24 protein-coding genes are annotated in these 23,667 nt (G+C 44.8%); 1 reads left to right on the forward strand and 23 read right to left on the reverse strand.

Features of this window, described 5'->3' with window-relative positions; translation table 11 throughout:
• Positions 1-24: 24 nt before the first annotated feature.
• From rncS to AAGG74_RS05785, 11 genes are all read right to left on the reverse strand, one after another.
• Positions 25-789, reverse strand: a complete 765-nt coding sequence (rncS, locus tag AAGG74_RS05735; protein ID WP_162101566.1) for a ribonuclease III — start codon at positions 787-789, stop codon at positions 25-27.
• A gap of 139 nt (positions 790-928) precedes the next feature.
• A complete protein-coding gene (acpP, locus tag AAGG74_RS05740) occupies positions 929-1,162 on the reverse strand; it encodes an acyl carrier protein (RefSeq protein ID WP_003154310.1) in 234 nt (77 codons plus the stop codon).
• Positions 1,163-1,245: 83 nt separating this feature from the next.
• Positions 1,246-1,986, reverse strand: coding sequence for a 3-oxoacyl-[acyl-carrier-protein] reductase (fabG, locus tag AAGG74_RS05745; RefSeq protein WP_429674764.1), 741 nt, complete (start codon positions 1,984-1,986; stop codon positions 1,246-1,248).
• Positions 1,979-2,932: an ACP S-malonyltransferase gene (gene fabD / locus AAGG74_RS05750; RefSeq protein ID WP_429674765.1), complete on the reverse strand. Its 954-nt coding sequence runs from the start codon at positions 2,930-2,932 to the stop codon at positions 1,979-1,981. The genes fabG and fabD overlap by 8 nt, the downstream gene beginning before the upstream one ends.
• 18 nt (positions 2,933-2,950) lie before the next feature.
• A complete protein-coding gene (gene plsX / locus AAGG74_RS05755; RefSeq protein ID WP_429674766.1) occupies positions 2,951-3,952 on the reverse strand; it encodes a phosphate acyltransferase PlsX in 1,002 nt (333 codons plus the stop codon).
• A 13-nt stretch (positions 3,953-3,965) separates the two neighbouring features.
• A complete protein-coding gene (gene fapR, locus AAGG74_RS05760; RefSeq protein ID WP_162101562.1) occupies positions 3,966-4,532 on the reverse strand; it encodes a transcription factor FapR in 567 nt (188 codons plus the stop codon).
• 108 nt (positions 4,533-4,640) lie between these two features.
• Positions 4,641-6,689, reverse strand: coding sequence for an ATP-dependent DNA helicase RecG (gene recG, locus AAGG74_RS05765; RefSeq protein WP_162101561.1), 2,049 nt, complete (start codon positions 6,687-6,689; stop codon positions 4,641-4,643).
• Positions 6,667-7,569 carry an L-serine ammonia-lyase, iron-sulfur-dependent, subunit alpha gene (gene sdaAA / locus AAGG74_RS05770; protein WP_162101560.1) on the reverse strand — a complete coding sequence of 301 codons (903 nt, stop codon included), beginning with the start codon at positions 7,567-7,569 and terminating at the stop codon, positions 6,667-6,669. Before sdaAA ends, recG begins: the two co-directional genes overlap by 23 nt.
• A gap of 23 nt (positions 7,570-7,592) precedes the next feature.
• On the reverse strand, positions 7,593-8,255 hold the full coding sequence (sdaAB, locus tag AAGG74_RS05775) for an L-serine ammonia-lyase, iron-sulfur-dependent subunit beta (RefSeq protein WP_225494059.1): 663 nt from the start codon (positions 8,253-8,255) through the stop codon (positions 7,593-7,595).
• Positions 8,256-8,393: 138 nt separating this feature from the next.
• A complete protein-coding gene (locus tag AAGG74_RS05780; RefSeq protein WP_429674767.1) occupies positions 8,394-10,055 on the reverse strand; it encodes a DAK2 domain-containing protein in 1,662 nt (553 codons plus the stop codon).
• Positions 10,056-10,070: 15 nt separating this feature from the next.
• Positions 10,071-10,433: an Asp23/Gls24 family envelope stress response protein gene (locus AAGG74_RS05785; RefSeq protein WP_162101557.1), complete on the reverse strand. Its 363-nt coding sequence runs from the start codon at positions 10,431-10,433 to the stop codon at positions 10,071-10,073.
• A gap of 279 nt (positions 10,434-10,712) precedes the next feature.
• On the opposite strand from AAGG74_RS05785, the gene rpmB reads away from it, so the two are divergent.
• On the forward strand, positions 10,713-10,901 hold the full coding sequence (gene rpmB, locus AAGG74_RS05790; protein WP_162101556.1) for a 50S ribosomal protein L28: 189 nt from the start codon (positions 10,713-10,715) through the stop codon (positions 10,899-10,901).
• A gap of 72 nt (positions 10,902-10,973) precedes the next feature.
• Here rpmB and spoVM read toward each other — a convergent pair whose 3' ends face one another.
• The 12 genes from spoVM to coaBC all read right to left on the reverse strand — a co-directional run bounded on the left by spoVM (position 10,974) and on the right by coaBC (position 23,640).
• Entirely contained in the window at positions 10,974-11,054 is an 81-nt protein-coding gene (gene spoVM / locus AAGG74_RS05795) for a stage V sporulation protein SpoVM (protein ID WP_003221545.1), read from the reverse strand.
• 68 nt (positions 11,055-11,122) lie between these two features.
• Positions 11,123-11,767 (reverse strand): thiamine diphosphokinase, encoded by a 645-nt coding sequence (locus AAGG74_RS05800; RefSeq protein WP_429674768.1) that lies wholly within the window; start codon positions 11,765-11,767, stop codon positions 11,123-11,125.
• Positions 11,768-11,834: 67 nt separating this feature from the next.
• Entirely contained in the window at positions 11,835-12,488 is a 654-nt protein-coding gene (gene rpe, locus AAGG74_RS05805; protein ID WP_162101554.1) for a ribulose-phosphate 3-epimerase, read from the reverse strand.
• Between the two features lie 4 nt (positions 12,489-12,492).
• On the reverse strand, positions 12,493-13,389 hold the full coding sequence (gene rsgA / locus AAGG74_RS05810; RefSeq protein ID WP_162101553.1) for a ribosome small subunit-dependent GTPase A: 897 nt from the start codon (positions 13,387-13,389) through the stop codon (positions 12,493-12,495).
• 14 nt (positions 13,390-13,403) lie between these two features.
• Complete coding sequence (pknB, locus tag AAGG74_RS05815; protein WP_162101552.1) at positions 13,404-15,350, reverse strand: Stk1 family PASTA domain-containing Ser/Thr kinase; 1,947 nt, start codon at positions 15,348-15,350, stop codon at positions 13,404-13,406.
• Entirely contained in the window at positions 15,344-16,108 is a 765-nt protein-coding gene (locus AAGG74_RS05820; protein WP_429674769.1) for a Stp1/IreP family PP2C-type Ser/Thr phosphatase, read from the reverse strand. The genes pknB and AAGG74_RS05820 overlap by 7 nt, the downstream gene beginning before the upstream one ends.
• Before the next feature lie 6 nt (positions 16,109-16,114).
• Positions 16,115-17,206, reverse strand: coding sequence for a dual-specificity RNA methyltransferase RlmN (rlmN, locus tag AAGG74_RS05825; RefSeq protein WP_429674770.1), 1,092 nt, complete (start codon positions 17,204-17,206; stop codon positions 16,115-16,117).
• A gap of 2 nt (positions 17,207-17,208) precedes the next feature.
• The gene (gene rsmB, locus AAGG74_RS05830) at positions 17,209-18,552 is read right to left on the reverse strand and encodes a 16S rRNA (cytosine(967)-C(5))-methyltransferase RsmB (RefSeq protein WP_429674771.1); all 1,344 of its coding nucleotides are present in this window, start codon (positions 18,550-18,552) and stop codon (positions 17,209-17,211) included.
• Positions 18,539-19,492: a methionyl-tRNA formyltransferase gene (gene fmt, locus AAGG74_RS05835; protein WP_429674772.1), complete on the reverse strand. Its 954-nt coding sequence runs from the start codon at positions 19,490-19,492 to the stop codon at positions 18,539-18,541. The genes rsmB and fmt overlap by 14 nt, the downstream gene beginning before the upstream one ends.
• Positions 19,493-19,496: 4 nt before the next feature.
• Positions 19,497-19,979: a peptide deformylase gene (def, locus tag AAGG74_RS05840; RefSeq protein ID WP_225494064.1), complete on the reverse strand. Its 483-nt coding sequence runs from the start codon at positions 19,977-19,979 to the stop codon at positions 19,497-19,499.
• Positions 19,980-20,005: 26 nt separating this feature from the next.
• The gene (gene priA, locus AAGG74_RS05845) at positions 20,006-22,423 is read right to left on the reverse strand and encodes a primosomal protein N' (RefSeq protein ID WP_429674773.1); all 2,418 of its coding nucleotides are present in this window, start codon (positions 22,421-22,423) and stop codon (positions 20,006-20,008) included.
• Positions 22,420-23,640, reverse strand: coding sequence for a bifunctional phosphopantothenoylcysteine decarboxylase/phosphopantothenate--cysteine ligase CoaBC (gene coaBC, locus AAGG74_RS05850; RefSeq protein WP_429674774.1), 1,221 nt, complete (start codon positions 23,638-23,640; stop codon positions 22,420-22,422). The genes priA and coaBC overlap by 4 nt, the downstream gene beginning before the upstream one ends.
• Between the last annotated feature and the right edge of the window lie 27 nt (positions 23,641-23,667).

A 23,667-nucleotide genomic window follows, 5' to 3' on the forward strand; every position in this document is an offset into this window, starting at 1 on the left:
GCATACATACTGAAATCCCCCTTATCACACAGGGGGATTTTGTTGGCTCGTATAGTGTTTTTGCAATTTAGCTAAGGCTTCCTGAGCAGCGTGCTGTTCGGCTTCTTTCTTTGAACGGCCGTTTCCGACTCCGAGTGGTTCACCTTTTAGCGATACGATGGCTTCAAATTCACGATTGTGCGCAGGTCCTTTTTCGTTGGAGATTTTATACTCCAAAGAGCCTTTGCCGTCCCGCTGCACGTATTCTTGCAGCTGGCTTTTGAAATCCATCACATGAGAAAAAGCACCATCGTTAATTTTAGGGAACACATAGACTTTTAAGAAGCTTTCGACCGGCTCTAATCCCTGGTCAAGATACAAAGCTCCGATAAATGCCTCAAAAACATCCGCCAATAGTGCGGGACGCTTTCTTCCGCCTGTCATTTCCTCACCTTTACCCAACAGGACAAGGTCACCGAATGACAGTTCGTGAGCCAATGAAACGAGAGATGGCTCGCATACAATCGCGGCTCTCAGCTTCGTCAAATCTCCTTCACTCATTGCCGGATACTTGGCAAATAAGAATCGGGAGATCGTCAGTTCCAAAACAGCGTCACCTAAAAATTCAAGCCTTTCATTATCTTCATACGGCTTTTTCCGATGCTCATTCACATAAGATGAATGTGTAAATGCTTGATACAAAAGCTTTTCATTTTGAAAGTGAACCGAAATCCGTTCTTGAAACTCTTTAAACTGTTCTACTTTTTTATAGAACTTTTTTTTATCTTTATAATGTGAGTGTTTTGACATAGTAACCTCCATAGGCACATCAGGTTCACCGCGCTTCTCTGACTAAACCGGATACAGCGCGCGTAAAAGCGGCATGCTGTAATAACTGCACGAATAAAGGGCTAAAGCCCCGCTTTTCGGCGGGACTTCTAGTATCAGCTTATTGCTGGTTTTGTATGTAGTTCACAGCGTCGCCGACTGTTGCAATCTTTTCAGCATCTTCGTCAGAAATCTCCATATCAAACTCGTCTTCAAGTTCCATAACAAGCTCAACTACATCTAGGGAATCAGCACCTAAGTCCTCCTTGAAAGAAGCTTCAAGTTTGACGTCTGCTTCATCAACGCCAAGGCGATCTACGATGATTTTCGTTACACGCTCTAATGTATCTGCCATAGCAATTCACCTCCCCTCAAGTATTATAGTGGATTCGTTTTTAAAAAACTAGAGAAACTAGGATGAAATTTTCGAGAAAAAACTTACATCACCATTCCGCCGTCAATATGAAGCGTTTGACCTGTCATATAACGGGCTCCTTCTGAAGCAAGGAACGTGACAACACTGCTGATGTCACCTGGTTCGCCAAAGCGCGCGAGCGGAATTTGTTTCAGCATTTCATCTTGAACGTCTTTTGTAAGCTTATCTGTCATATCAGTTGAGATAAATCCAGGTGCAACCGCATTTACCGTAATATTGCGGCTTGCAAGCTCTTTAGCAGAAGATTTTGTTAAGCCGATCACGCCGGCTTTTGCAGCCACGTAGTTGGCTTGTCCAGGGTTTCCGCTGACGCCGACGATAGACGACACGTTAATAATCCGGCCTGAACGCTGCTTCATCATTTGTCTTGTAACAGCTTTTGTGCAGTTGAAAACACCCTTCAAGTTAATGTTAATGACATCATCCCATTCATCCTCTTTCATTCTCATGATGAGATTGTCTCTTGTAATTCCGGCATTATTAACTAGAATGTCAATCGCAGAAAAAGCAGCTAGCGTTTCTTTTATCATGTTTTGTACATCTTCTGGATTTGATACATCCGCTTTGACAGCAATTGCTTTTCTGCCCATTGATTTGATTTCATCAACTACTTCATTTGCTTTCGCTTCATTGCCAGAGTAGTTCACGACAACGTTCGCGCCGCTTTTTGCAAGGTCAAGGGCGATCGAGCGGCCGATTCCGCGGGATGCGCCAGTGACAATAGCCGTTTTGTCATTAAGCATTTTCGTTTTCCTCCTTAAGCGTTTGAATTGCCAATTCAATCGTTTCCGGATCTGAAACAGCAATTGTTTTTAAGCGTCTGTTCACTTTTTTCACAAGGCCTGAAAGCACTTTTCCGGGACCGATTTCAATAAAAGTCGTCACACCCTCTGCAATCAGCTTGTTCACGCTTTCCTCAAAACGAACCGGTGAATAAAGCTGCTCAATCAGCTTCTCTTTAATATCTGCTTTATCAGTCATCATATCAGCGGAAACATTCGAGATGACCGGAATGTCAGCGTCTTTTACGTCACAGGAGTCGAGTACTTCCTTCAGCTTTTCAGCAGCAGGCTTCATCAGTTCAGAATGGAACGGGCCGCTTACTTCAAGAGGGATTGCGCGTTTTGCACCATTCTCTTTTGCCTGTTCAGATGCAAGCTCTACTCCTTTAGCTGTTCCTGAAATAACGATTTGTCCGGGGCAGTTAAGGTTCGCAAGCTGAACAAGATGGCCTTCTTCCGTGACTTTGTCAGTTACTTGTCTTAAGGCTTCAGCATCCATGCCGAGAATCGCAGCCATAGCTCCTTCGCCAGCTGGTACCGCTTCATTCATAAACTCTCCGCGTTTTCTAACGGTATAAACAGCATCTTTGAAAGACAGTGCCCCAGAAGCAACCAGTGCGGAATACTCACCAAGGCTGTGCCCTGCTGTGAAATCAGGTGTAATGCCAGATTTTTTAAACTTCTCAAGAACAGCAATGCTTGTTGTCAGCAAGGCAGGCTGCGCATTGTATGTAAGTGTTAATTCTTTTGCATCACCTTCAAAAATCAGTGAGCTGAGTTTTGTTTCCAATGTTTCATCCGCTTCATCAAACAGGCGTTTCGCAGCAGGCTCCTGTTCATAAAGCTCTTTCCCCATGCCGATAAATTGTGATCCCTGACCCGGGAATAAAAATGCAATCTTACTCATGATGTAAAAACCTCCAGACTATTCATCTGTTTTTTCTTCTTTAACTTCTTCCTGAATGAGTTCAGCCACATTTTGGCTGACCATCTCTCTTGCTTGCCGAATCGCATGGAACACAGCATTGGAATCTGAAGAACCGTGCGCTTTGATCACAGGCGCTTTCAAGCCAAAAAGACTCGCTCCGCCATAATTTGAATATTCCATTTTCATTTTCATTTCTTTCAGCTTTGGCTTCAGCACAGCGGCTGCAAGCTTTGATGTAATATTAGACATCATAGCTTCTTTCATCATTTTAAAAATAGATAACGCAGAGCCTTCCAGCGTTTTGAGTGTAACATTCCCGGTAAAGCCGTCTGTTACTACAACATCCGCTACATCATCTAAAAGATCTCTCGCTTCAACATTTCCGATAAAATGAATATTTGCTGTTTCTTTTAACATTTGAAACGCCTGCTTCGTCAGTTCGTTTCCTTTTTTATCTTCAGTTCCGACATTTAAAAGCCCGACTCTCGGTGAAGTGACACCGCGAACTTGCTGAGAATAAACAGAACCCATGATGGCGTATTGAACGAGGTGCTCCGGCTTGGCATCGACATTGGCACCGACATCAAGGAGAAGAAAACCGTCTCCTGAAACGGTCGGAAGTGTCGGGGCAAGCGCCGGGCGGTCAATTCCTTTAATCCTTCCGACAATAAACAGACCGGCAGTCATTAATGCACCAGTATTACCCGCTGAAATGCAGGCATCAGCTCTGTTTTCGGCAACTTCCTGCGCCATAAGGACCATAGAAGAATTCTTTTTTCTTCTCACGGCGCGGACCGGTTCATCCGTAGGTTCAATCACTTCATCTGCGTGCAGCACCGAGATGCGGTCTGTTGTTGTTGTTAAATGTGATTCTATCATTGTTTTGTCACCGACAAGTGTGATATAGAGATCATCAAATGCCTCTATACCCTTTGTAACTCCGTCAATAACGGCTTTGGGAGCGTGGTCTCCTCCCATTGCATCTACAGCTATTCTCATGCATGTTCCACCTTTATGAATGTTTTGAACGGTACATGTCAAAATGTCCAGAAAAAACGATTTCTTCGCCGACATAGCTGTTCACTTCGACAACCGTTCTTCCTTTTTCTTTTTCGACCGCCGTCACTTTCGCTTTCGCTACGACACGTTCACCCTGCTTTACCTGTCTTGTAAAGCGAATGTTTGCACTTGCAGTCAGCGCCAGCTCGTCATCAATGACTGCAACAGCCAAAGAATTTGCCTGCGCAAATAAATGGTGTCCTCTCGCAATCTGATTCCGGCTGAACACATGCTCCTGTTTTATTTCTAAAATGGATATCGCCTGATCATCCAGCTCAAGGTCAATAATTTCTCCGATAACTTCATCAAGTGACAGAGATTTCACTTCATCTTCAAGCGTTTGCTCTGCCACATTCTTAATTCTTTCTCTCAGTTCCGGTATGGAAAGCTCTAAGCGGTCCAAACGTATCGTCTGGATGCTCACTCCGAATTTACCCGCTAATTCCTCATCTGTAATAAAAGGGGTTGCTTGAATCGTCTGCTGAAGTAATTCCTGGCGTTCTCTCTTATTTCTTCTCATATCTAAACACCGTCCGGACAATTAAGACTAGGTACTAATAGTAGTATATAATTTCATAGTTTGGAATGCAACGATTGTTTCTGGCCGAATGCCAAAAACTTCTGCTGCTTAGCTTAATTTTTCCCCGTCCATTACTCCGCTCTTCAGCAGGTGCTCCCTCAGCGCACCGTATTCCGGCTCCTTCCAGAACGCGTCAGAAGCCACAAGATTCGCAGCATCCTGTCTTGCCGTTTCAAGCGCCCTGTAGTCATGAACCATGTCTGCCACCTTGAATTCAGGCATTCCGCTTTGTTTTTTCCCGAAGAAATCTCCTGGGCCTCTCAGTTCCAGATCCTTTTCAGACAGCTCAAAACCGTCATTGGTCTCGGACATGATTCTCATCCGTTCTTTTCCTGTTTCTGATTTAGGATCGGCCATCAGTATGCAGAAAGATTGGTGCTCGCCCCGTCCGACACGGCCGCGCAGCTGATGGAGTTGCGACAGCCCGAAACGGTCGGCGTCATAAATCACCATAATGGTTGCATTCGGTACGTTTACGCCGACCTCAACAACAGTGGTTGACACGAGAATTTGACAGTGGTTTGCACTGAATTCTCTCATGACCTGGTCTTTTTCATCGGAGTGCAGCTTTCCGTGCATTAGGCCGACATTCCATTTCTCTCGGAAAATATCAGAAAGCATATTGTATACGTCAATGGCGTTTTGCACATCAAGCTTGTCTGATTCTTCAATCAGCGGACAGATGATATATGCCTGTCTGCCCTGCTTTAATTCTTTTTCGACGAACGTCAAAATACGATCCAGCATGTCATGCTTTACCCAATAGGTCTCGATTTGTTTTCGTCCCGCCGGCATTTCATCGATCACAGATACATCCATTTCACCGAATACCGTGATGGCTAACGTCCGTGGGATTGGAGTAGCTGTCATAAAGAGGACATCGGGATCTTGCCCTTTGTTCCGAAGCTTTTTACGCTGTTCAACTCCAAATCGATGCTGCTCATCTGTAATGACAAGGCTTAGCGCCTTAAACTCCACCTCATCCTGAATTAAAGCGTGGGTTCCTACAAGAATATCAATCTCTCCCGCCTGAAGCCGCTCAAGCAATTCCTTTCGCCGCTTCCCTTTGACAGAGCTTGTTAAAAGGGCAACACTGACATCCCACTTTTCAAATAATGAAACGAGCGAATCAGCATGCTGTTCGGCCAGAATTTCCGTCGGCACCATGAGCGCTCCCTGATAGCCGGACAGGATTGCAGCATAAAGTGCGATGGCGGCAACTGCCGTTTTCCCTGATCCAACGTCCCCTTGAAGAAGGCGGTTCATTCTGTATGGAGAAGACATGTCTGCTGTTATCTCTCGAAGCACGCGCGACTGGGCGTTTGTGAGGGGGAACGGGAGGCTGTTGACAAATCTCATGAGTTCTTCATTTGAAAAACGCTGCCGTATCCCTTGTGTCTGCTCTCTTTCCGCCTTTCGGAACGCCTGCATTTTCAACTGAAACACCAAAAATTCTTCATAAACAAACCGGCGTCTGGCAAGCTTTAACGCTTCTCTTGTTTCAGGCTGGTGCATTGCTTTTAACGCCTGATAATAGTCCGGCAGCTTATAGCTTGTTTTGAGCTTTTCAGGAAGAGGGTCTGAAAGCGAATCTGCGTATTGGGTCAGCGCCTGCTGAATAAATCGCCTCATCATTTTGACGGTAACATTTTCTTTCACAGAATACACTGGTTCAATGCTCTTATCCTCTTGGTGCGGGCCGTTTTTCAGCTCCTGAACAGAGATGGTTTGGCGGTGCTTGTCCCATTTACCAGAGACCGTCACGACAGAGCCGAGCGAAAGCTTTTTCTTCAAATAAGGCCTGTTGAAACATACGGCTGTGATTAAATAGCGGCCGACAAGAACCCTGAATGTCAGCCTGTTTCGTTTTTTTCCGTAATAGGTAAGAGAAGGCTCTGAATGAACCTTCCCTTCGACTGTCACTCTTTCATCATGCTTTACTTCTTCTAAATCCCTCAGCTCGTAGTCGTCATAGCGATAAGGGAAATAATTCAGAAGATCAGAAATGTCATAAATACCGAGTTCGTGTAATGTTTTTTCTGTTTCCGGCCCAATACCCTTAATGTTAGCTATACTAGTTTGCTGATGTTGTTTCACGTGAACCTAGCGCTCCTCCGAATATTTTTTTCTCTAACTCTCTTCCTGTCGGTGTTGCTGCTAAACCGCCCTGTCCTGTTTCTCTAAGTGCAGTAGGCATCGTTTGGCCAATTTTATACATGGCATCGATAACCTCATCGCATGGAATGCGGCTTGTAATGCCTGCCAACGCCATGTCAGCAGCAATCATCGCATTTGACGCGCCCATCGCATTCCGTTTGACACAAGGAACTTCAACAAGTCCTGCAACAGGGTCGCAAACAAGGCCAAGCATATTTTTCAATGTAATGGCCATAGCTTCTGCGCTTTGTTGTGGTGTCCCGCCTGCCATTTCAACAATCGCCGCAGCCGCCATGCCTGAGGCAGATCCGACCTCTGCCTGACATCCTCCAGCAGCTCCGGAAATACTTGCATTATTAGCCACGACAAATCCGAAAGCACCGGCCGTAAATAAAAAGCGGATCATTTGTTCTCTTGTTGGATTCAGCTTTTCTTTTACAGCAAATAACGTGCCAGGCACAACACCGGCAGAACCTGCAGTCGGCGTCGCACAGATCGTTCCCATTGCTGCATTCACTTCATTTGTTGCAACAGCTTTCGAGACCGCATCTAATATCAGCGGGCCAGATAAGCTTTTTCCTGATTGGATGTAAGCCTGCAATTTAACGGCATCCCCGCCTGTTAAGCCTGTTTGGCTCGTAACGCCCTCCAGTCCTTTCTGAACCGCTGCTTCCATAACAGTCAGATTATGATCCATTTGCTGAAAGATCTCTTCTTTTGTTTTTTCCCTTACGTCCATCTCTTGCGCAATCATAACCTCAGAGATGGCTATTTGCTTTTCTTTAGTAATCTCAATTAATTCCTTTACATTACGAAACATAACTGGCTCCTCCTGCCCCTTCGCTAGTCAGCAATCTTTGTCACTTGAATAATATTTGGCAGTTTTGACAGCTCGTTGAGAACATGGTCGTCAATATTTTGATCGACTTCTATTGTCATTAAAGCAAGCTGACCGATATCCTTCCGGGCTACTTCCATATGGCCCACGTTGATTGAAAATTTCGCCAGAACATTGGCAACGCCGGCAATTGTGCCGAACTTGTCATTATGAACAACCAATATGGCCGGATGATTTCCTGAGAGCCGGAGTTCAAAACCATTTAATTCAGTGATTTCAATCTTACCTCCGCCAATTGAAATACCCGTCAGCTCGAGCTCTCCCTTATTATCCGAAATAGTGATTTTGGCTGTGTTCGGGTGAACTGGGACCGCGTCTTCAACCCGAAATTCTATATCAATTCCTTTATCTTCTGCAATTTGTATAGCAGTTTTAATTCGTTCATCGAATGTATCAAAATCAAGCAATCCGCCGATAATCGCGACATCTGTACCGTGACCTTTATACGTTTCCGCAAAAGAACCGTAAAAGGATACAATGATACGCTCAGGCTCTCTGCCAAATAAACTTCTGGCCACTCTTCCGATTCTCGCCGCTCCCGCTGTATGCGAGCTGGACGGACCGATCATAACTGGACCGATAATATCAAAAACGCTTCTATATTTCATGCTATTCCTCCTTATGAACCAGAGCTGATAAGCGCTTTGCCTTTAGACTAATAGATCAAATATAAAATGGCAAGCGGGCGCGTTACAGCGCTGTCGCACTTAAAAGCAGACATAAGAATAGAAGGGCGGTTTGCCCTTCTATTCTGCAGAAACGATATACGAATACAGCGGCTGTTTTCCGTTGTGGATCTCAACCTCAATCTCCTCGTACTTTTCACTGAGAAACGCTTCAAGCTCCTCAACTTCTTCCTGAGACGAATCCTCACCATATAGGATAGTGACAATTTCGTCGTCTTCTCCGATCATTTCCGCCAGCAGCAATTTCGCCGCTGACAGCTGATCTTTAGCAGTGCCGATAATCGTTCCATTCAGAATGCCCATAAAGTCGTCTTTTTTAATATCTATGCCGTCAATATGTGTATCTCTGACTGAGTACGTTACCTGTCCGCTTTTCACTTGCTGAATGGAGCTGAGCATATTGGCTTCATTCACTTCAGCTTCTTGATCCGGATTAAATGCCAGAAGAGCTGACATCCCTTGCGGAACCGTTTTGGCCGGAATAACAAAAACCTGTTCACCCATTACGTCGGCTGCTTGATTAGCCGCCATGATGATATTCGAGTTATTGGGTAAAATAAACACCGTTTCTGCATTTACAGATTTCACGGCCTCGACAATATCCTCTGTGCTCGGATTCATGGTCTGTCCGCCTTCAATCACAACAGAAGCGCCGATGCTTTTGAATAGATCAGAAATGCCTTCTCCCATCGCCACAGTTACGATGCCATACGGCTGCTTTTCCGGCGGTTTTTCGTTGTCAGCAGGTTTGCTTTCTTGGCTGATAATGGAAGTATACTGCTCTCTCATATTTTCTATTTTTATTTTGATTAATTCACCATAAAGCTGGGCATAGTTTAATACGTTTCCCGGCTCTTCTGCATGAATATGAACCTTCGCCAGCGATTCATCCGCAATAACTAACAGAGAATCACCGAATTCGCTGAGGTCTTGTCTGAACGCACCTTCGTCGAATTCTCGTTTTGTCTGATCGAGTCTCACCATTACTTCAGTACAAAAACCAAATTCAATATCTTCGGTATTCATCATGCTTTGCGCGCTCTTATGATGTTCTGCACTAACCATATCGTCAAGTGACGGAAGAACAGCTTTTCGAGACACAGTTTCACCTTTTAATGAAGCAAGGAAACCTTCATATACACAGAGCAGGCCTTTGCCGCCGCTGTCAACGACTCCCACTTCCTTCAGGACAGGAAGCAAATCAGGGGTCCGGTTTAGAGACGCCTCTGCTTCTTCTGTCACAGCAGTCATCAGCGTTATGATATCGGTCTCTTTTTCCGCCAGTGTTATCGCTTTTTTCGCAGCGTCTTTTGCAACTGTTAAAATCGTGCCCTCAACAGGTTTCATGACAGCTTTATACGCCAAATCAACACCTGCTTGCAGTGCAGCAGCAAACTCCAGAGCATTAATGTCTTTTTTCGTTTCAATGCTTTTACTGAATCCGCGGAACAATTGGGACAAAATAACGCCTGAATTTCCGCGAGCTCCCATAAGCAGTCCTTTAGATAATGCGGAACCCACCTTCCCGATATCATCCGTATCCATTTGCTCCACTTCTCTTGCTCCGGACGTCATTGACAGGTTCATGTTTGTTCCCGTATCGCCGTCTGGCACCGGAAATACGTTTAGCGCATCAACCGCACTCGCGTTTTGAGACAGATTCTGCGCTCCCGCAAGAATCATCTCGGCAAAGATTCTGCCGTCTAATGTTCTGATAGACAATCCTACTCCTCCTAACTACGGGTTCATCACTCGGACGCCTTGGACGTAAATATTAACAGAGTCCACTGCCAATCCGATGGTTTGATTTACTGTGTACTTTACTTTTGTTTGGACATTATGCGCCACTTCAGAAATTTTCGTGCCATAGCTGACAATGATATACATATCAATATGTATTTGTTCCCCTTCTTGGCGAACTTGGACACCTCTGCTGAAATTCTCTTTCCGAAGGATTTCAGTCAGTCCGTCTTTCAGCTGGTTTTTAGAAGCCATGCCGACTATGCCGTAGCAGTCAATCGCCGCGCCTCCTGCAACCATCGCAATGACTTCATTAGATATATCAATCTGTCCGTACTTCGTTCTTAATTCAATGGACACACTAGTTCCTCCTTCGAATGCATAGAGATACAGCTATTCTACTATATGGTTTCCATTATGAAAAGAAAAGACCCGGCTATCGCTGTCCGTACCTCTAACATATACTATAGCGCCGCTGTTTCTGCAAGATGTCAAGTGAATTTTCTTGAAAGATGGTGAAACAATAGTTGCAAACGATTTTTAGCTGTGGTAAATTATTTAAAGTATCCATATCGAAAGCATCTAAGGTCATATGAATATTAAAAAGTAGATGTTTTATGCAAGTAAGGAGGGAAACAAATGGCACGTAAATGCGTTATCACAGGTAAAAAAACAACAGCTGGGAATAACCGTTCTCACGCAATGAACGCTTCTAAGCGCACTTGGGGCGCGAATCTTCAAAAGGTTCGTATCCTTGTGGACGGAAAACCTAAAAAAGTATATGTATCTGCTCGAGCTTTGAAATCCGGTAAAGTTGAGCGTGTATAACAAAATGAACGCCTGCCTCGATATGTGGCAGGCGTTTTTATGTGGTGAAAGAGGGCTTTGAACCCCTGGGCATTAATCTTTTCTAAATGAGCCCAGCATCGCCCGGACAATTCCTCCTAAAAACTTCGGCAATTTAATGGTGTAAAATTTCATTTTTGTCCCCTCCTATTACGTCCCGTAACCGCCTGTTCATTGATTCAGCAAATGAAGGAAAGCACATGCTAATCCGTGCTTCTTATCATTATTAATATGCCTTTTGCAAACGAAAAAGTACCCCGTGAATGAATGAGTTCGTTACTAATACATAGTGTTGAACCGAGCATAATATGACTCTTATTTAGCGGATATTTAAAACCTGTCAGAGTCAGCTCATGTATTTCTTCGGAAAACGGTATGAAGGAGATATATCGCTTGTTTTCATCCTTCTCAATATCATATTCACCGGGAGAGAACAGTTGAATATGATTTTGTTTGTCTATCAGCCTAATTTTTATATTTGTTTTTACACCTTTGTACAAAAGCTGAATGTTTCCTAAAAAATGATCGGCTCTGCCGCCTGTAATCCCGAAAACCTGAATCATATCGGGCTGCTTTTGCAACGCCCAGTTAAGCGCGAGATCTAAGTCTGTTTGATCTTTTTCAGCTTGGTACACATGGAGTGTAGGAGCAGCTTTTTGAATGCGGAGGCGTTCTTGCTCTGTTATGCTGTCAAAGTCTCCAAAGGCTTCATCAGGAATGATCCCGGCATCCAAAAGCGTGACGGTGCCTTTGTCAACACCAATCCAAAGGGTATGCTCAGCCGTAAAGCAGGTTAGATCGGGAATGAGATCTATAGGGCCTCCCGCAACGATATTGATTGTATTCATCTCTGATTCCTTTCTCTGCATACAGGAAAAAGAGCTTAGGCTTTGTATGCCCAGCTCTCTTTTTTAACTATTTATTTCCTTTAATTTCAGAAATCGCTTTTTTGCGGTCTGGCTGGCCATAAACGGCTGAACCGGCAACGAGTAAATTTGCGCCCGCTTCAATAACTAGCGGAGCGGTTTCTTTGTTGATACCGCCGTCTACTTCAATGAACAGGTCTGTTTTTCCTCTTTCATCCGCCATTCGCTTAACCTCTTTAATTTTAGGAAGGACAGAATGAATAAATTTCTGTCCGCCAAATCCCGGGTTCACCGTCATTAAAAGAACAAGATCAAGGTCGTCGAAAACATGCTCGATGACTTGTACAGGTGTATGCGGGTTTAAAACAACACCGGCCTTTACACCTTGCTCTTTTATAAGCTGGATGGTGCGGTGCAGGTGCGGACATGCCTCAGCATGTACCGACAGAATATCTGCGCCCGCTTTCGCGAAAGCGGGGATATAACGATCTGGCTCTTCGATCATTAAATGAACATCAAGCGGCAGATCTGTTATCGGCCGGACAGCTTCTACAATCAGCGGACCGATCGTGATATTCGGGACGAAATGGCCGTCCATCACATCAATATGAATATAATCGGCTCCGCCCTTTTCTACATCTTTAATCTCATTGCCTAAAGCGGCAAAATCAGCGGAAAGAATAGATGGTGCAACCTTTATCATTATGCTAATACCTCGGCTTTCTGTCTTTAATCTCCGTCATAAATTCAACATAATGGTCATACCGATACGGCTTTATTTCTCCGTCTTCAACAGCTTGTTTCACCGCACATTTTGGCTCTTTCAGATGTAAACAGCCTCTGAATTTGCACGAAGCGCTTTTTTCTCTGATGTCAGGGAATGTGTATCCTAGCTCCTCTTCCTCAATGTCTGTAAATTCAAGCGAGCTGAATCCCGGGGTATCCGCAACCAAACCTCCGGACGTGTGAATCAGTTCCACATGGCGGGTGGTGTGTTTCCCGCGACCTAAATGTTCAGAAATCTCGTTGGTCCTTAAACCGAGTTCCGGACTGATCGCATTGAGAAGCGAAGATTTTCCAACCCCCGATTGACCGGCAAATACGGTAGTTTTGTCTTGAAAATGGGGGATGATGTCCGCTAAACTGTCTTGGTCCTTAGAAGAAGTGAGATACACGTCATAACCTATATTGCGATAGTCTTCTGCATAGGCTTGAATGGCATCTTGTGTATCTTGATCTTCAATCAAATCCATTTTTGTAATGCATATGATCGGCTGAATATCATTAGCTTCAACGAGAACCAAGAAACGGTCGAGCAACGCTGTGCTGAAAGAGGGCTGAACCGCTGAGAAAACAAGGACCGCTTGATCGACATTGCAAATTGGCGGCCTGATAAGCTCGTTGGTCCTTTCTTTAATCTCTAACAGATAACCTTCTTTGTCATTTTCAGCCTGGTATACAACATAATCACCAACAAGAGGGGTAATTTTGTTCTTTCTGAAAATGCCTCTTCCTCTGCATTGAACCACTTTATCTGAATCCTCTGATTCATCCAGTACATAATAAAAACCGCTTAGCGCCTTAATAATTTTGCCCTCAGGCATATTTTCCCTCCTTGTTATTCATCTTTCGGATACTCAATCGTTTTGTAGCTGACGACTTTATTGTTTACCATGATTTGATAGTACCCTTTTTGGTCAGGTTCAATCTTTAGTTCAATCGTCCGTTCGGTCGGCTCTTTTATCTTAAATTCCTCGTAAGTGTCAGAGATGCTGTGATCCGCATCGTCAATTGCGATTTGCACTTCAAGCTCATCCCCTTCATTTTCCGGTTCATAAGGGATGTCAACCTTTTCTTTCACTGTTTTGGCAGGTTTTTTCTCAGGTCCCAGAGAGAACGTTACTTCAACTTCGTTTCCCGGCTTTACTGCCTTTCCTGCTGCTGGTTTTTGTTTGACAACTTGTCCTTCTGGAACGTCATCTGCGTATGTTTCTTTTTCTATCAGCTTCAGTCCGTTGTCTTCCAGATATCCAGACGCTGCTTCTTTACTGTACGTTTTTAAGTCTCTAAGCGTAATGTCTTCCGGCCCGATACTGACTGTGAGTTTGACTTGGCCTTCACTCGCTACAATTTCAGTCCCTGCTGACGGATTCTGCTCAATGACAGTGCCCGCGCTTTTCTCGTCGTTCACTTCATCCACCGTTACATGTGTAAATCCCTGATCTTTTAATGCTTTTTTTGCCTGATCAACCGTTTGGCCTGTCACATCACCGATCTCTGTTTTCGCTTTGCCAGTGCTCTTATAAAGCGTGACCGTTGCGCCTTCTTTGACTGTAGAATCCGCTTTAGGGTCCGTTTTTACCATCAGGCCTTCTTTCATTTTCTCATCTGAGATTTCTAATACCTCGGAATCAACCTGCAAACCGGCTTTTTCCAAAATGTTTGCCGCCTTCTTGTATTCCATTCCAGCGACATCAGGTATTTTTACATCTTTAGGCATAAAAAGCGATGGGAAAACGGTAACAGCGAGAATTCCAGCTGTAATGAAAATGATGCATATCGTGAGCAAAATCCACGGCCACTTTTTTCTTCTGCCGTTTTTCTTTTTTTTACCGTCTTGGATGGGTGTCGATTCAGCTTCTTTTTCGCCAGCAGCTTTCGCAAGCTCCTCATCTTTAATGATAGGGATCGCTTTTGTCACTTCTTCATCTTCTTGAACTGTAAATCTTTCTTCATTGAGTCTGTCGGCATCAAAAGCTGTTTGGATATCCGCTTCCATGTCTTCAGCGGTTTCGTAGCGATGAAAAGGATCTTTGGCAGTTGCCTTTAGGATGATGTTTTCAACGCTTTGGGGGATCGACGGATTCCACCTTCTCGCTGAAGGGGTTTCTGTCTGAAGATGCTTTAATGCAATACTGACTGCTGATTCTCCATCAAACGGGATACGGCCGGTTAAGAGCTCAAATAGAACGATTCCAAGCGCATAAATATCCGATTTTTTTGTTGCCAAACCGCCCCGCGCCTGTTCAGGCGATAAATAATGAACTGAACCCAGCACAGAGTTGGTATGGGTGATGGTAGTCGAACTGAGTGCCATCGCAATTCCAAAATCCGTCACTTTGATATTTCCCATGTGGTCAATCAAAATATTATGCGGCTTAATATCTCTATGAACAATCTGATTTTGATGGGCATGAGCGATGGCCGAGACAATTTGCTCCATGATGCTCAGCGCTTCTTTAGGGTGAAGCGGCCCGTTTGCTGTTATGTATTCTTTCAGCGTCATGCCTTCAACGTATTCCATGACAATATAATAAATATCATCTTCCTCGCCCAAATCGTAAATGCTGACAATATTCGGGTGATCAAGGCTTGATGCGGATTGGGCTTCTCTGCGGAAACGTCTGATAAACTCATTGTCGTTTGCATAGTCAAACCGCAAAATTTTGATTGCCACTTCACGGTCTAGAATGATATCTTCAGCTAAATACACGTTGGCCATTCCTCCGCCGCCTATGACGCGGAGAATTTGGTAACGTCCGCTGATTCGCTTGCCGATTAGCACTGATCTTCACCCACTTCAGCATGTAAAGCAAGCTCAAGCAAAACTGCTGTAATGTTGTCTTCTCCGCCATTCTGATTGGCTTTGTCCACTAGCAGGTTTACTTTTTCCTGAGGAGCTGAATCGCTTTGCAGGATGTCTTTTAATTCAGTGCCTTCCACTTTATTCGTCAGTCCGTCAGAACATAGCAGCAGTTTATCACCGGCTTCAATGTCAAAGGAACGTGTGTCAATGCTGACTGACCGATCTGTTCCGAGTGCCTTTGTCAGCACATTTTTTCGCGGATGATGTTCGGCGTCTTCTCTGGAAATTTCTCCGGTCCGAACCAGTTCATTTACAAGCGAATGATCTTCTGTCACTTGAATGAAATCATTGTCCTGAAGCAAATAGCATCTGCTGTCACCTATATGAGCAATAGAAACCGTTTTTCCTGTAAAAAGCGCACACACAATTGTGGTCCCCATGCCTTGGCATTCCTCATGAGCTTGAGCATGATCGTATATTTTGCTGTTTACTGCAAGAATCTGTTCAGTAAGCCAGCCTTCACATTCTGAAGGCGCAACTGGAATCGCCGCAGCTTCATTCCATTTCTCTTCCATGGCTTTCACAGCCATCTTGCTTGCAACATCTCCAGCAAGATGGCCGCCCATGCCATCAGCGACAACCGCTAATACAAATTCATCTTTTCCCTTGAATATCCCCGCATCATCTTCATTATGCTGGCGGATTTTTCCTGTATCTGTTTTTAAGGCTGTTAACAACCTTCATCACCTCGTCTCGTCTTGACGCTCCTTCGCGCGAAGCTGACCGCAGGCTGCGTCAATGTCATGTCCTTGCTCTCTTCGGATTGTGACATTGACGCCGCGGGATTTCAGCGTTTTCTCAAAAGCAAAAATCTGATCACGCGGTGTGCGCACATAGTCCCGTTCAGGTACATAGTTTACTGGAATCAAGTTTACGTGGCATTTGACCCCTTCTAATAGGTCGGCAAGCTCTTCAGCGTGCTCGACCTGGTCGTTTACGCCTCCGAACAGCCCATATTCAAAGCTGATACGGCGTCCCGTTTTGTTAATATAATATTTAACGGCCTCCATTAAATCAGGCAGCTTGTATGCTCTGTTAATCGGCATCAAACGGCTTCTGATTTCTGTATTCGGCGCGTGCAGAGAAATCGCAAAGTTAATCTGCATTTGCTGATCAGCAAATTCGTAAATTTTCGGGATGATTCCGCTTGTAGAAACTGTAATATGACGAGCACCAATATTAAGGCCCTTGTCATGGTTAATGATTTTCAAGAAAGCGAGCATTTCATCGAAGTTATCAAACGGCTCACCGATTCCCATGATCACGACAGAGCTGACGCGCTCATCAGTTTCATCAAGAGCTTTTTGAACTTTGAGCACTTGAGCGACAATTTCACCCGCTTCAAGGTTTCGTTTCAAGCCTCCGAGCGTTGACGCACAGAATGTACAGCCAATACGGCATCCAACTTGTGTTGTTACACATACAGAATTGCCATACTCGTGTCTCATTAATACAGTTTCGATTGTATAGCCGTCATGAAGCTCGAACAAGAACTTCATTGTACCGTCTTGAGAGGTTTGTTTAACTGCCGTTTTTAGGGTTGTTAGCACAAAATAAGTGCTTAATTTCTCACGCAATTCCTTTGACAGGTTTGTCATGTCTTCAAAAGAAGAGACGCGTTTTTCATATAGCCATTCAAAGATCTGTGCCGCTCGGAACGGTTTCTCCCCGTTGTCTGTCAGCCATTGTTTGATTTCATCTAATTCAAAAGAATAAATAGAGGGACGCTCCGTCCGCAATTCTTTTCTTGCTTTTGTTTTTTTTAGTTCTGCCATTGTTATCCCTTCTTTCTCATGCTGCAAATAAAGAAACCATCTGTTCCGAAATAATGAGGAAGGATTTGCAGCCTTCCATCCCGAACAAAGGGTCTCGCCTTTTCGGGCAGCCGCTTTTCAAGAGACAAATCGGGTTCAAAATCAGGATGTTCTTGTATAAACGCATGTATAACTTCGTCATTTTCTGTCCGGTCCATTGTACACGTACTGTAGACAAGAGTGCCACCTTTTTTTACTAATGGTGCGATTTCCCTCAAGATTGACTGCTGAATTTCAGCAAGCCGGGCGCTGTCATCAGGCTTTTTCGTGTATTTCATGTCCGGCTTTCTTCGGATTACGCCAAAACCTGAGCACGGAGCATCGACCAATACCCGATCAAACTGTCCGTGTTCAAATGTTTCCCCTGCTTTTCTCGCATCCATTGTTTTCGCATCAATGATCGTGAGGCCAAGTCTGTCTGCGGCTTCTTTGATCAGCTTCACTTTATGTTTGTGAAGATCAAGCGATGTCACGCTTCCTTTGTTCTCCATCAATTCTCCGATGTGAGCCGACTTTCCGCCAGGAGCAGCACATGCGTCAAGCACCGTTTCACCAGGCTTGGGATCAAGGGCACGCGCAACGAGCATTGAGCTTTCATCTTGGATGGATACGTCACCGTTTTTGAAGAAACGAGTTCCAGCGATAGAACCCTTTAAGAGCTTCACCGCATCCTCTGCAAGGTCGCCTTTTTCAACCTCGATTCCTTCTTCAGCCATTCGATCAAGCAAATCCGCTCTGTCTGCTTTCATGTGATTGATCCGCAGTGTCTGCTTCGGCGGAATAAGGTGAATGCGGCAAATCTTTTCAGCTGCATCAAATCCATACGCATCAGCCCACTCTTTCACGAGCCATTCCGGATGGCTTGTCTCTGTCGCCAGCCTGCGAACAGGCTCTTCGATGGCGTCAAAGGAAGGAACGCCTTCGCGCTGTACGGAGCGAAGCACACCATTGACAAATGAGGCAATGCCCTTATGTCCGCGCTCTTTAGCAATCTCAACCGCTTCATGAATGGCTGCCCTGTCTGGAATCTTCTCCAAATATTCCATTTGATATAAGGAAAGGCGGAGAAGCTGAATGACCCACGGTTTCACTTTTTGAGGCTTATTAATAAACGGCTTCAGCATATAATCAAGCGCGATCTTATTTTGCAATGTCCCATAGACGAGTTCAGTCAACAGCCCTCTGTCCTGATCACTCAGTTCATTTGATTTAATCACCGATTTAAGGAGCAGGTTGCTGTATGCCTGGTTTTGTTCTAATTTGATCAGCGCCTCAAGGGCGATATCGCGCACACTATTTTTTTTCATTGTTTACTCCTAACTTTTCACCAGCTTCAACATGAGCGCCGCGTACAAAATCCTCGCCTTTCATCCGTTTTTTTCCTGCTGGCTGAAGTTCGGTTAATAAAAGAGCCGTATCGTTACCTGTGGCAATGATAACCCCTTCCTTTTCGACCGCAATGACTGTGCCGGGTTCAGCTTGTTTTGGTGCGGGTGTTTTTTTCGCTGCCCACACTTTCAAATTTTGTCCATTAAGAGTCGTATAGGCAACAGGCCAAGGATTTAATCCGCGAACCTGATTATAAAGCTCTTCGCCCGTTTTAGACCAGTCAAGCAGCTCCTGCTCCCTTTTGATATTAGGCGCGTATGTCGCTTTCCCTTCATCCTGCTTTTCTGGTGAAATACTGCCAGCAATGACGCGCGGGACCGTTTCAGACAATAGCTTCGCACCAGCTACGCTTAATTTATCATGCAGTGTTCCGACATTGTCGGATTCTTCAATATCCACTTCCACTTTTGAGATCATATCGCCGGCATCCAATTTTTCTACCATATACATAATGGTAACACCGGTTTTTTTCTTTCCCTGCAGGATAGAATAATGGATCGGAGCCCCCCCGCGCAATTCTGGTAAAAGAGACGCGTGAACATTAATACAGCCGTGTTTCGGGCCGTCAAGCAGCTCCTTAGGCAAAATTTGTCCGAATGCTGCCGTTACGATAAGGTCTGGCTTTAATGCCAGCACTTTCTCAATTTCTTCTTTCAATCTGACTTTTTCCGGCTGCAAAACAGGGATGTCGTGACGCAACGCCTCTTCCTTTACAGGAGGAGGTGTCAGCACTTTTTTTCTCCCCTTCGGACGATCAGGCTGTGTGACGACTCCCACTACGTCATAACCATCCTCTATCAGGGTCCTTAAAACAGGAACTGAAAAATCCGGCGTTCCCATAAATACGATTCTCGTCATCAAATCATCCTTCCATATCCGCTAGTTCATCTTCTGTATAATATTTACTTATTTTCGTTGTAAACAGCACACCGTCTAAGTGGTCCATTTCGTGCTGCACAGCTCTCGCTAAAAAGCCTCGCGCTTCTAGAGTGAAAGGTTTTCCCTGGCGGTTAAACGCACGCACTTTGACATAATCGGCACGTGTGACATCCCCATAGACGCCAGGAAAGCTCAGGCATCCTTCAATTCCGGTTTGTTCACCGCTTTTTTCTACAATTTCGGGATTAATGAGATCAATTCTGCCGCTGTCATCCCCGATATCTACAACCGCTATTTTTTTCAAAATGCCGATTTGCGGCGCTGCCAGTCCGACTCCATCCATTTCAAGCATGGTATCGTACATATCATCAAGCAGCTTTTTTAGCTTTTTATCAAAAACAGTCACGCTTTCCGCCGGTGTTTCCAAAACCTCCGCAGGATGTGTGACGATCCTTTTTACTGCCAATTTGTAACCCTCCAAGACGCGAGATCTTACATCATCATATAAGGATTCATATCAATTGAAATCATTACATGCTTTTGTTCAATTTCTCGTTTATAATGTTCCAGTATCTTCTTCAATAAAGCGGATAACTGGGTTTCCTGTTTGTATTTTATCACGCATTGATAGCGATATCTATCTTTGATCCTTGCTATCGGCGACGCGCTTGGCCCGAGAATTTTCGTGTCAGTTCCGCAGTTTGTCTTCAAATAGTGTGCGATTTTTTCAGCCGTCACAGCTGCTTTCGCCACTTCCTCATGAGAAACAGTCACAAGAGCCAGATAGTAATAGGGCGGATAGGATTGCTCTCTCCTGTGTGTCATTTCATGCTGATAGAACGTTTCATAATCATGCGTCTTCGTCAGCTGGATGCTGTAATGAGACGGTGTGTATGTCTGAATGATGACACGGCCGGGTTTTTCATGTCTTCCTGCCCGCCCGCTGACTTGCGTTAACAGCTGAAATGTTTTTTCGGCCGCTCTGAAATCCGGAATATGGAGTGTTGTATCAGCACTTAACACGCCAACAAGTGTGACATTCGGAAAATCAAGCCCTTTGGCAATCATTTGTGTTCCGAGAAGAATATCCGCTTTTCCTTCTCCGAAAGCTGTCAATAATTTTTCATGAGCGCCTTTTCTTGAAGTCGTATCAACATCCATTCGAATCACTCTCGCATTTGGGAGAACTTTTGTCAGTTCTTCTTCCACTCTTTGCGTTCCTGTTCCGAAAAAGCGTATATGCTCGCTTGCACATTCGGGACAAGTATGCGGAACAGGCTCTTCATGTCCGCAATAATGGCATTTCAACCTTTGGCCGTAACGGTGGTACGTCATGGAAATGTCGCAGTGCGGGCATTGAGGCACATATCCGCAATCCCTGCACATGACAAACGAAGAGTAGCCTCTTTTATTTAAAAACAGCACTGCCTGCTCGCCCTTGGCAATCGTTTCTTCAAGTTTTTCCATCAATTCAACTGAAAACATCGAGCGGTTGCCATTTCTGAGCTCCTCTCTCATATCGACAAGCGAAACCTCAGGCATCACCTGGTGGTTCACACGATGCTTGAGTGTAAGAAGTTCGTACACACCTTTTTGCGCCCGTGCATATGACTCTAATGTCGGCGTTGCACTTCCCAGCATTACAGGACAGCTGTGATGCTCGGCTCGCTTGATCGCCACTTCTTTCGCATGGTAGCGCGGCATTTCTTCTTGTTTATAAGAGGATTCATGCTCTTCATCGATGATTATCATTCCAAGATTTTCAAACGGCGCAAAAATAGCCGATCTTGCGCCAACAACAAGCCGCACTTCCTTTCGGTGGATTTTGCGCCACTCGTCATATTTTTCCCCTGTAGATAATCCGCTGTGCATGACTGCTACCTGAGAGCCGAAGCGGCCCTTGAAACGGTTGACCATTTGCGGCGTCAGCGAGATTTCCGGAACGAGCACGATAGCTTCTTTTCCTTTTGCCAGTACTTTTTCAATTGATTGCAAGTAAATCTCTGTTTTTCCACTTCCTGTCACGCCGTGAAGGAGAAATACTTTATGCTCTTCATTGTCCAGCGTCTGGCGGATTGGCTCAAAGGCAGCGCTCTGTTCGTCTGTCAGCGGAAGCGGTTCTGTTTTTTTGAACATTTTGTCCTGATAAGGATCTCTGTAAACTTCTTCATAACTTTCCTTCAACAGCCCTTTTTGAATAAGGGTTTTAATGGTCGCAGAGCTCGCGTTTGTTTTTTTGCATAAATCTGCCGCAGGGATCTTCATCCCTTCCGGCTCAGCAACGAAAAAATGAAGAATGGCCTGTTGCTTGGCTGCTTGGCGGGATAATCCCTCAGCTTGCATGCTAAGCTCTTCTTTCCCCGCATTTGCCTGAATGTGCCTGATCATTTTTTTATTGGCTTTTTGCGCGACTTTATATGTCACGTCAATGCTGCCTTTTTGAACATACTTTTGTATCAGTTTCAGCGTATTATGATCGGGTATATCGGAATACAGCAGCGTCTTCGTTTCAGAAAACAGCTGTCCCACTTGCGGCGGAAGATCAACGCCTTGTGCGATTTTCAGCTCTTTTTCATATTTCGCCTTTAGTGCGGCTGGGAGCATCGCTTGAAGCGCCGTTATTTTAAAAGACAGCGTTTTGTCGGACAGCCATGATGACAAATCCATAAGCTCCTCTGTCAAAACAGGTGTAAGATCCAATAAATCCTCTACTTCCTTGACAGATTTCCCTGAGAGATCTGATGCATCTTTGACAGCTGTCACAAACCCTTGAATTTTACGGGGGCCAAACGGGACAATAACTCGCATACCCGTTTTGATCATCCCTTTAAGATGGTCTGGGATTTTGTAATCAAAAGGCCTGTCTATATTTTTGGTGCTGACATCCACGATGACTTCGGCAAAATTCATGAGCGCTCTCCGGTTTGTGTTGAAAGAGCTGCAATTTCTTGAAGGATTTCAAAGGAAACATCGAGCTTAGACATGATCGGAAGCTCACGTTTACGCCCATCTTTGAAAAAAAGTGTCACAATGTTCGTATCAGCACCAAAACCCGCCCCGTTTGCTTTCACATCATTTGCCACAATGATGTCGAGATTTTTAGCAGCGAGCTTTTTACGGGCATAGTGTTCAACATCTTGTGTTTCAGCCGCAAATCCGACCAATAGCTGCTCTTGTTTTTTCTCACCCAATTCTTTCAAAATATCAACCGTTCTTTTCAATTCAAGGGTCATACCGCCGTCTTGTTTTTTCATTTTGTGATCAGATACTGTTTTCGGCGTGAAATCAGCTACCGCAGCTGTTTTGATGACAATATCACTCGAGTCATACACAGAAAGCACCGCATCGCGCATATCTGCAGCAGACTGAACAGGGATAAACTGAGCAAGACCTTTCGGCTGCTTCAGCGAAACAGGGCCGGAAATTAAGGTTACCTGTGCGCCGAGCTGGACAGCAGCCTCCGCTAATGCATATCCCATCTTACCTGTCGACCTATTGGTGAAAAACCGGACTGGATCAACCGCTTCTCTTGTCGGGCCGGCTGTAATCATCACGCGTTTTCCTTTTAAGGGAGCGTTTTTTTCTTCAGCAAAATGTTTTTCGGCTAGCTTCACGATATTTTCAGGCTCTTCCAGTCTGCCTTTTCCTACGTAACCGCATGCCAAATAACCCTCGCTCGGCTCGATAAAACGATAGCCATCCTGATAAAGAACAGAAATATTTCGTTTAACTGCCGGATGATCATACATGTGAACGTTCATTGCCGGTGCGATCCACACAGGAGCCGTTGCTGCTAATAATGTTGTCGTCAGCATATCATCGGCAATACCGTTTGCCAGTTTTCCAATCACATTAGCCGTAGCCGGCGCGACGATAATCAAGTCAGCCCAATCTGCGGCATCAATATGTGAAATGACGCTTGGATTTTGTTCTTTAAATGTATCCGTATATACTTCATGGCGGCTCAATGCCTGAAATGTCAGCGGTGAAACGAACCGGCAAGCTGATTCAGTCATAATGACTTTGACCTTTGCTCCCGCCTGAACCAGCTTGCTCGTTAACGCACAGGCTTTATAAACAGCGATGCCTCCGCTCACACAAAGTAACACATTTCGATTGTTAAGCAATGACTTCTCCCCCTCTGCACTTTATAA

Origin of the sequence: Bacillus mexicanus (genome assembly GCF_050445615.1) — a bacterium.
In the GTDB taxonomy this organism is placed as follows: Bacteria; Bacillota; Bacilli; order Bacillales; family Bacillaceae; genus Bacillus; species Bacillus mexicanus.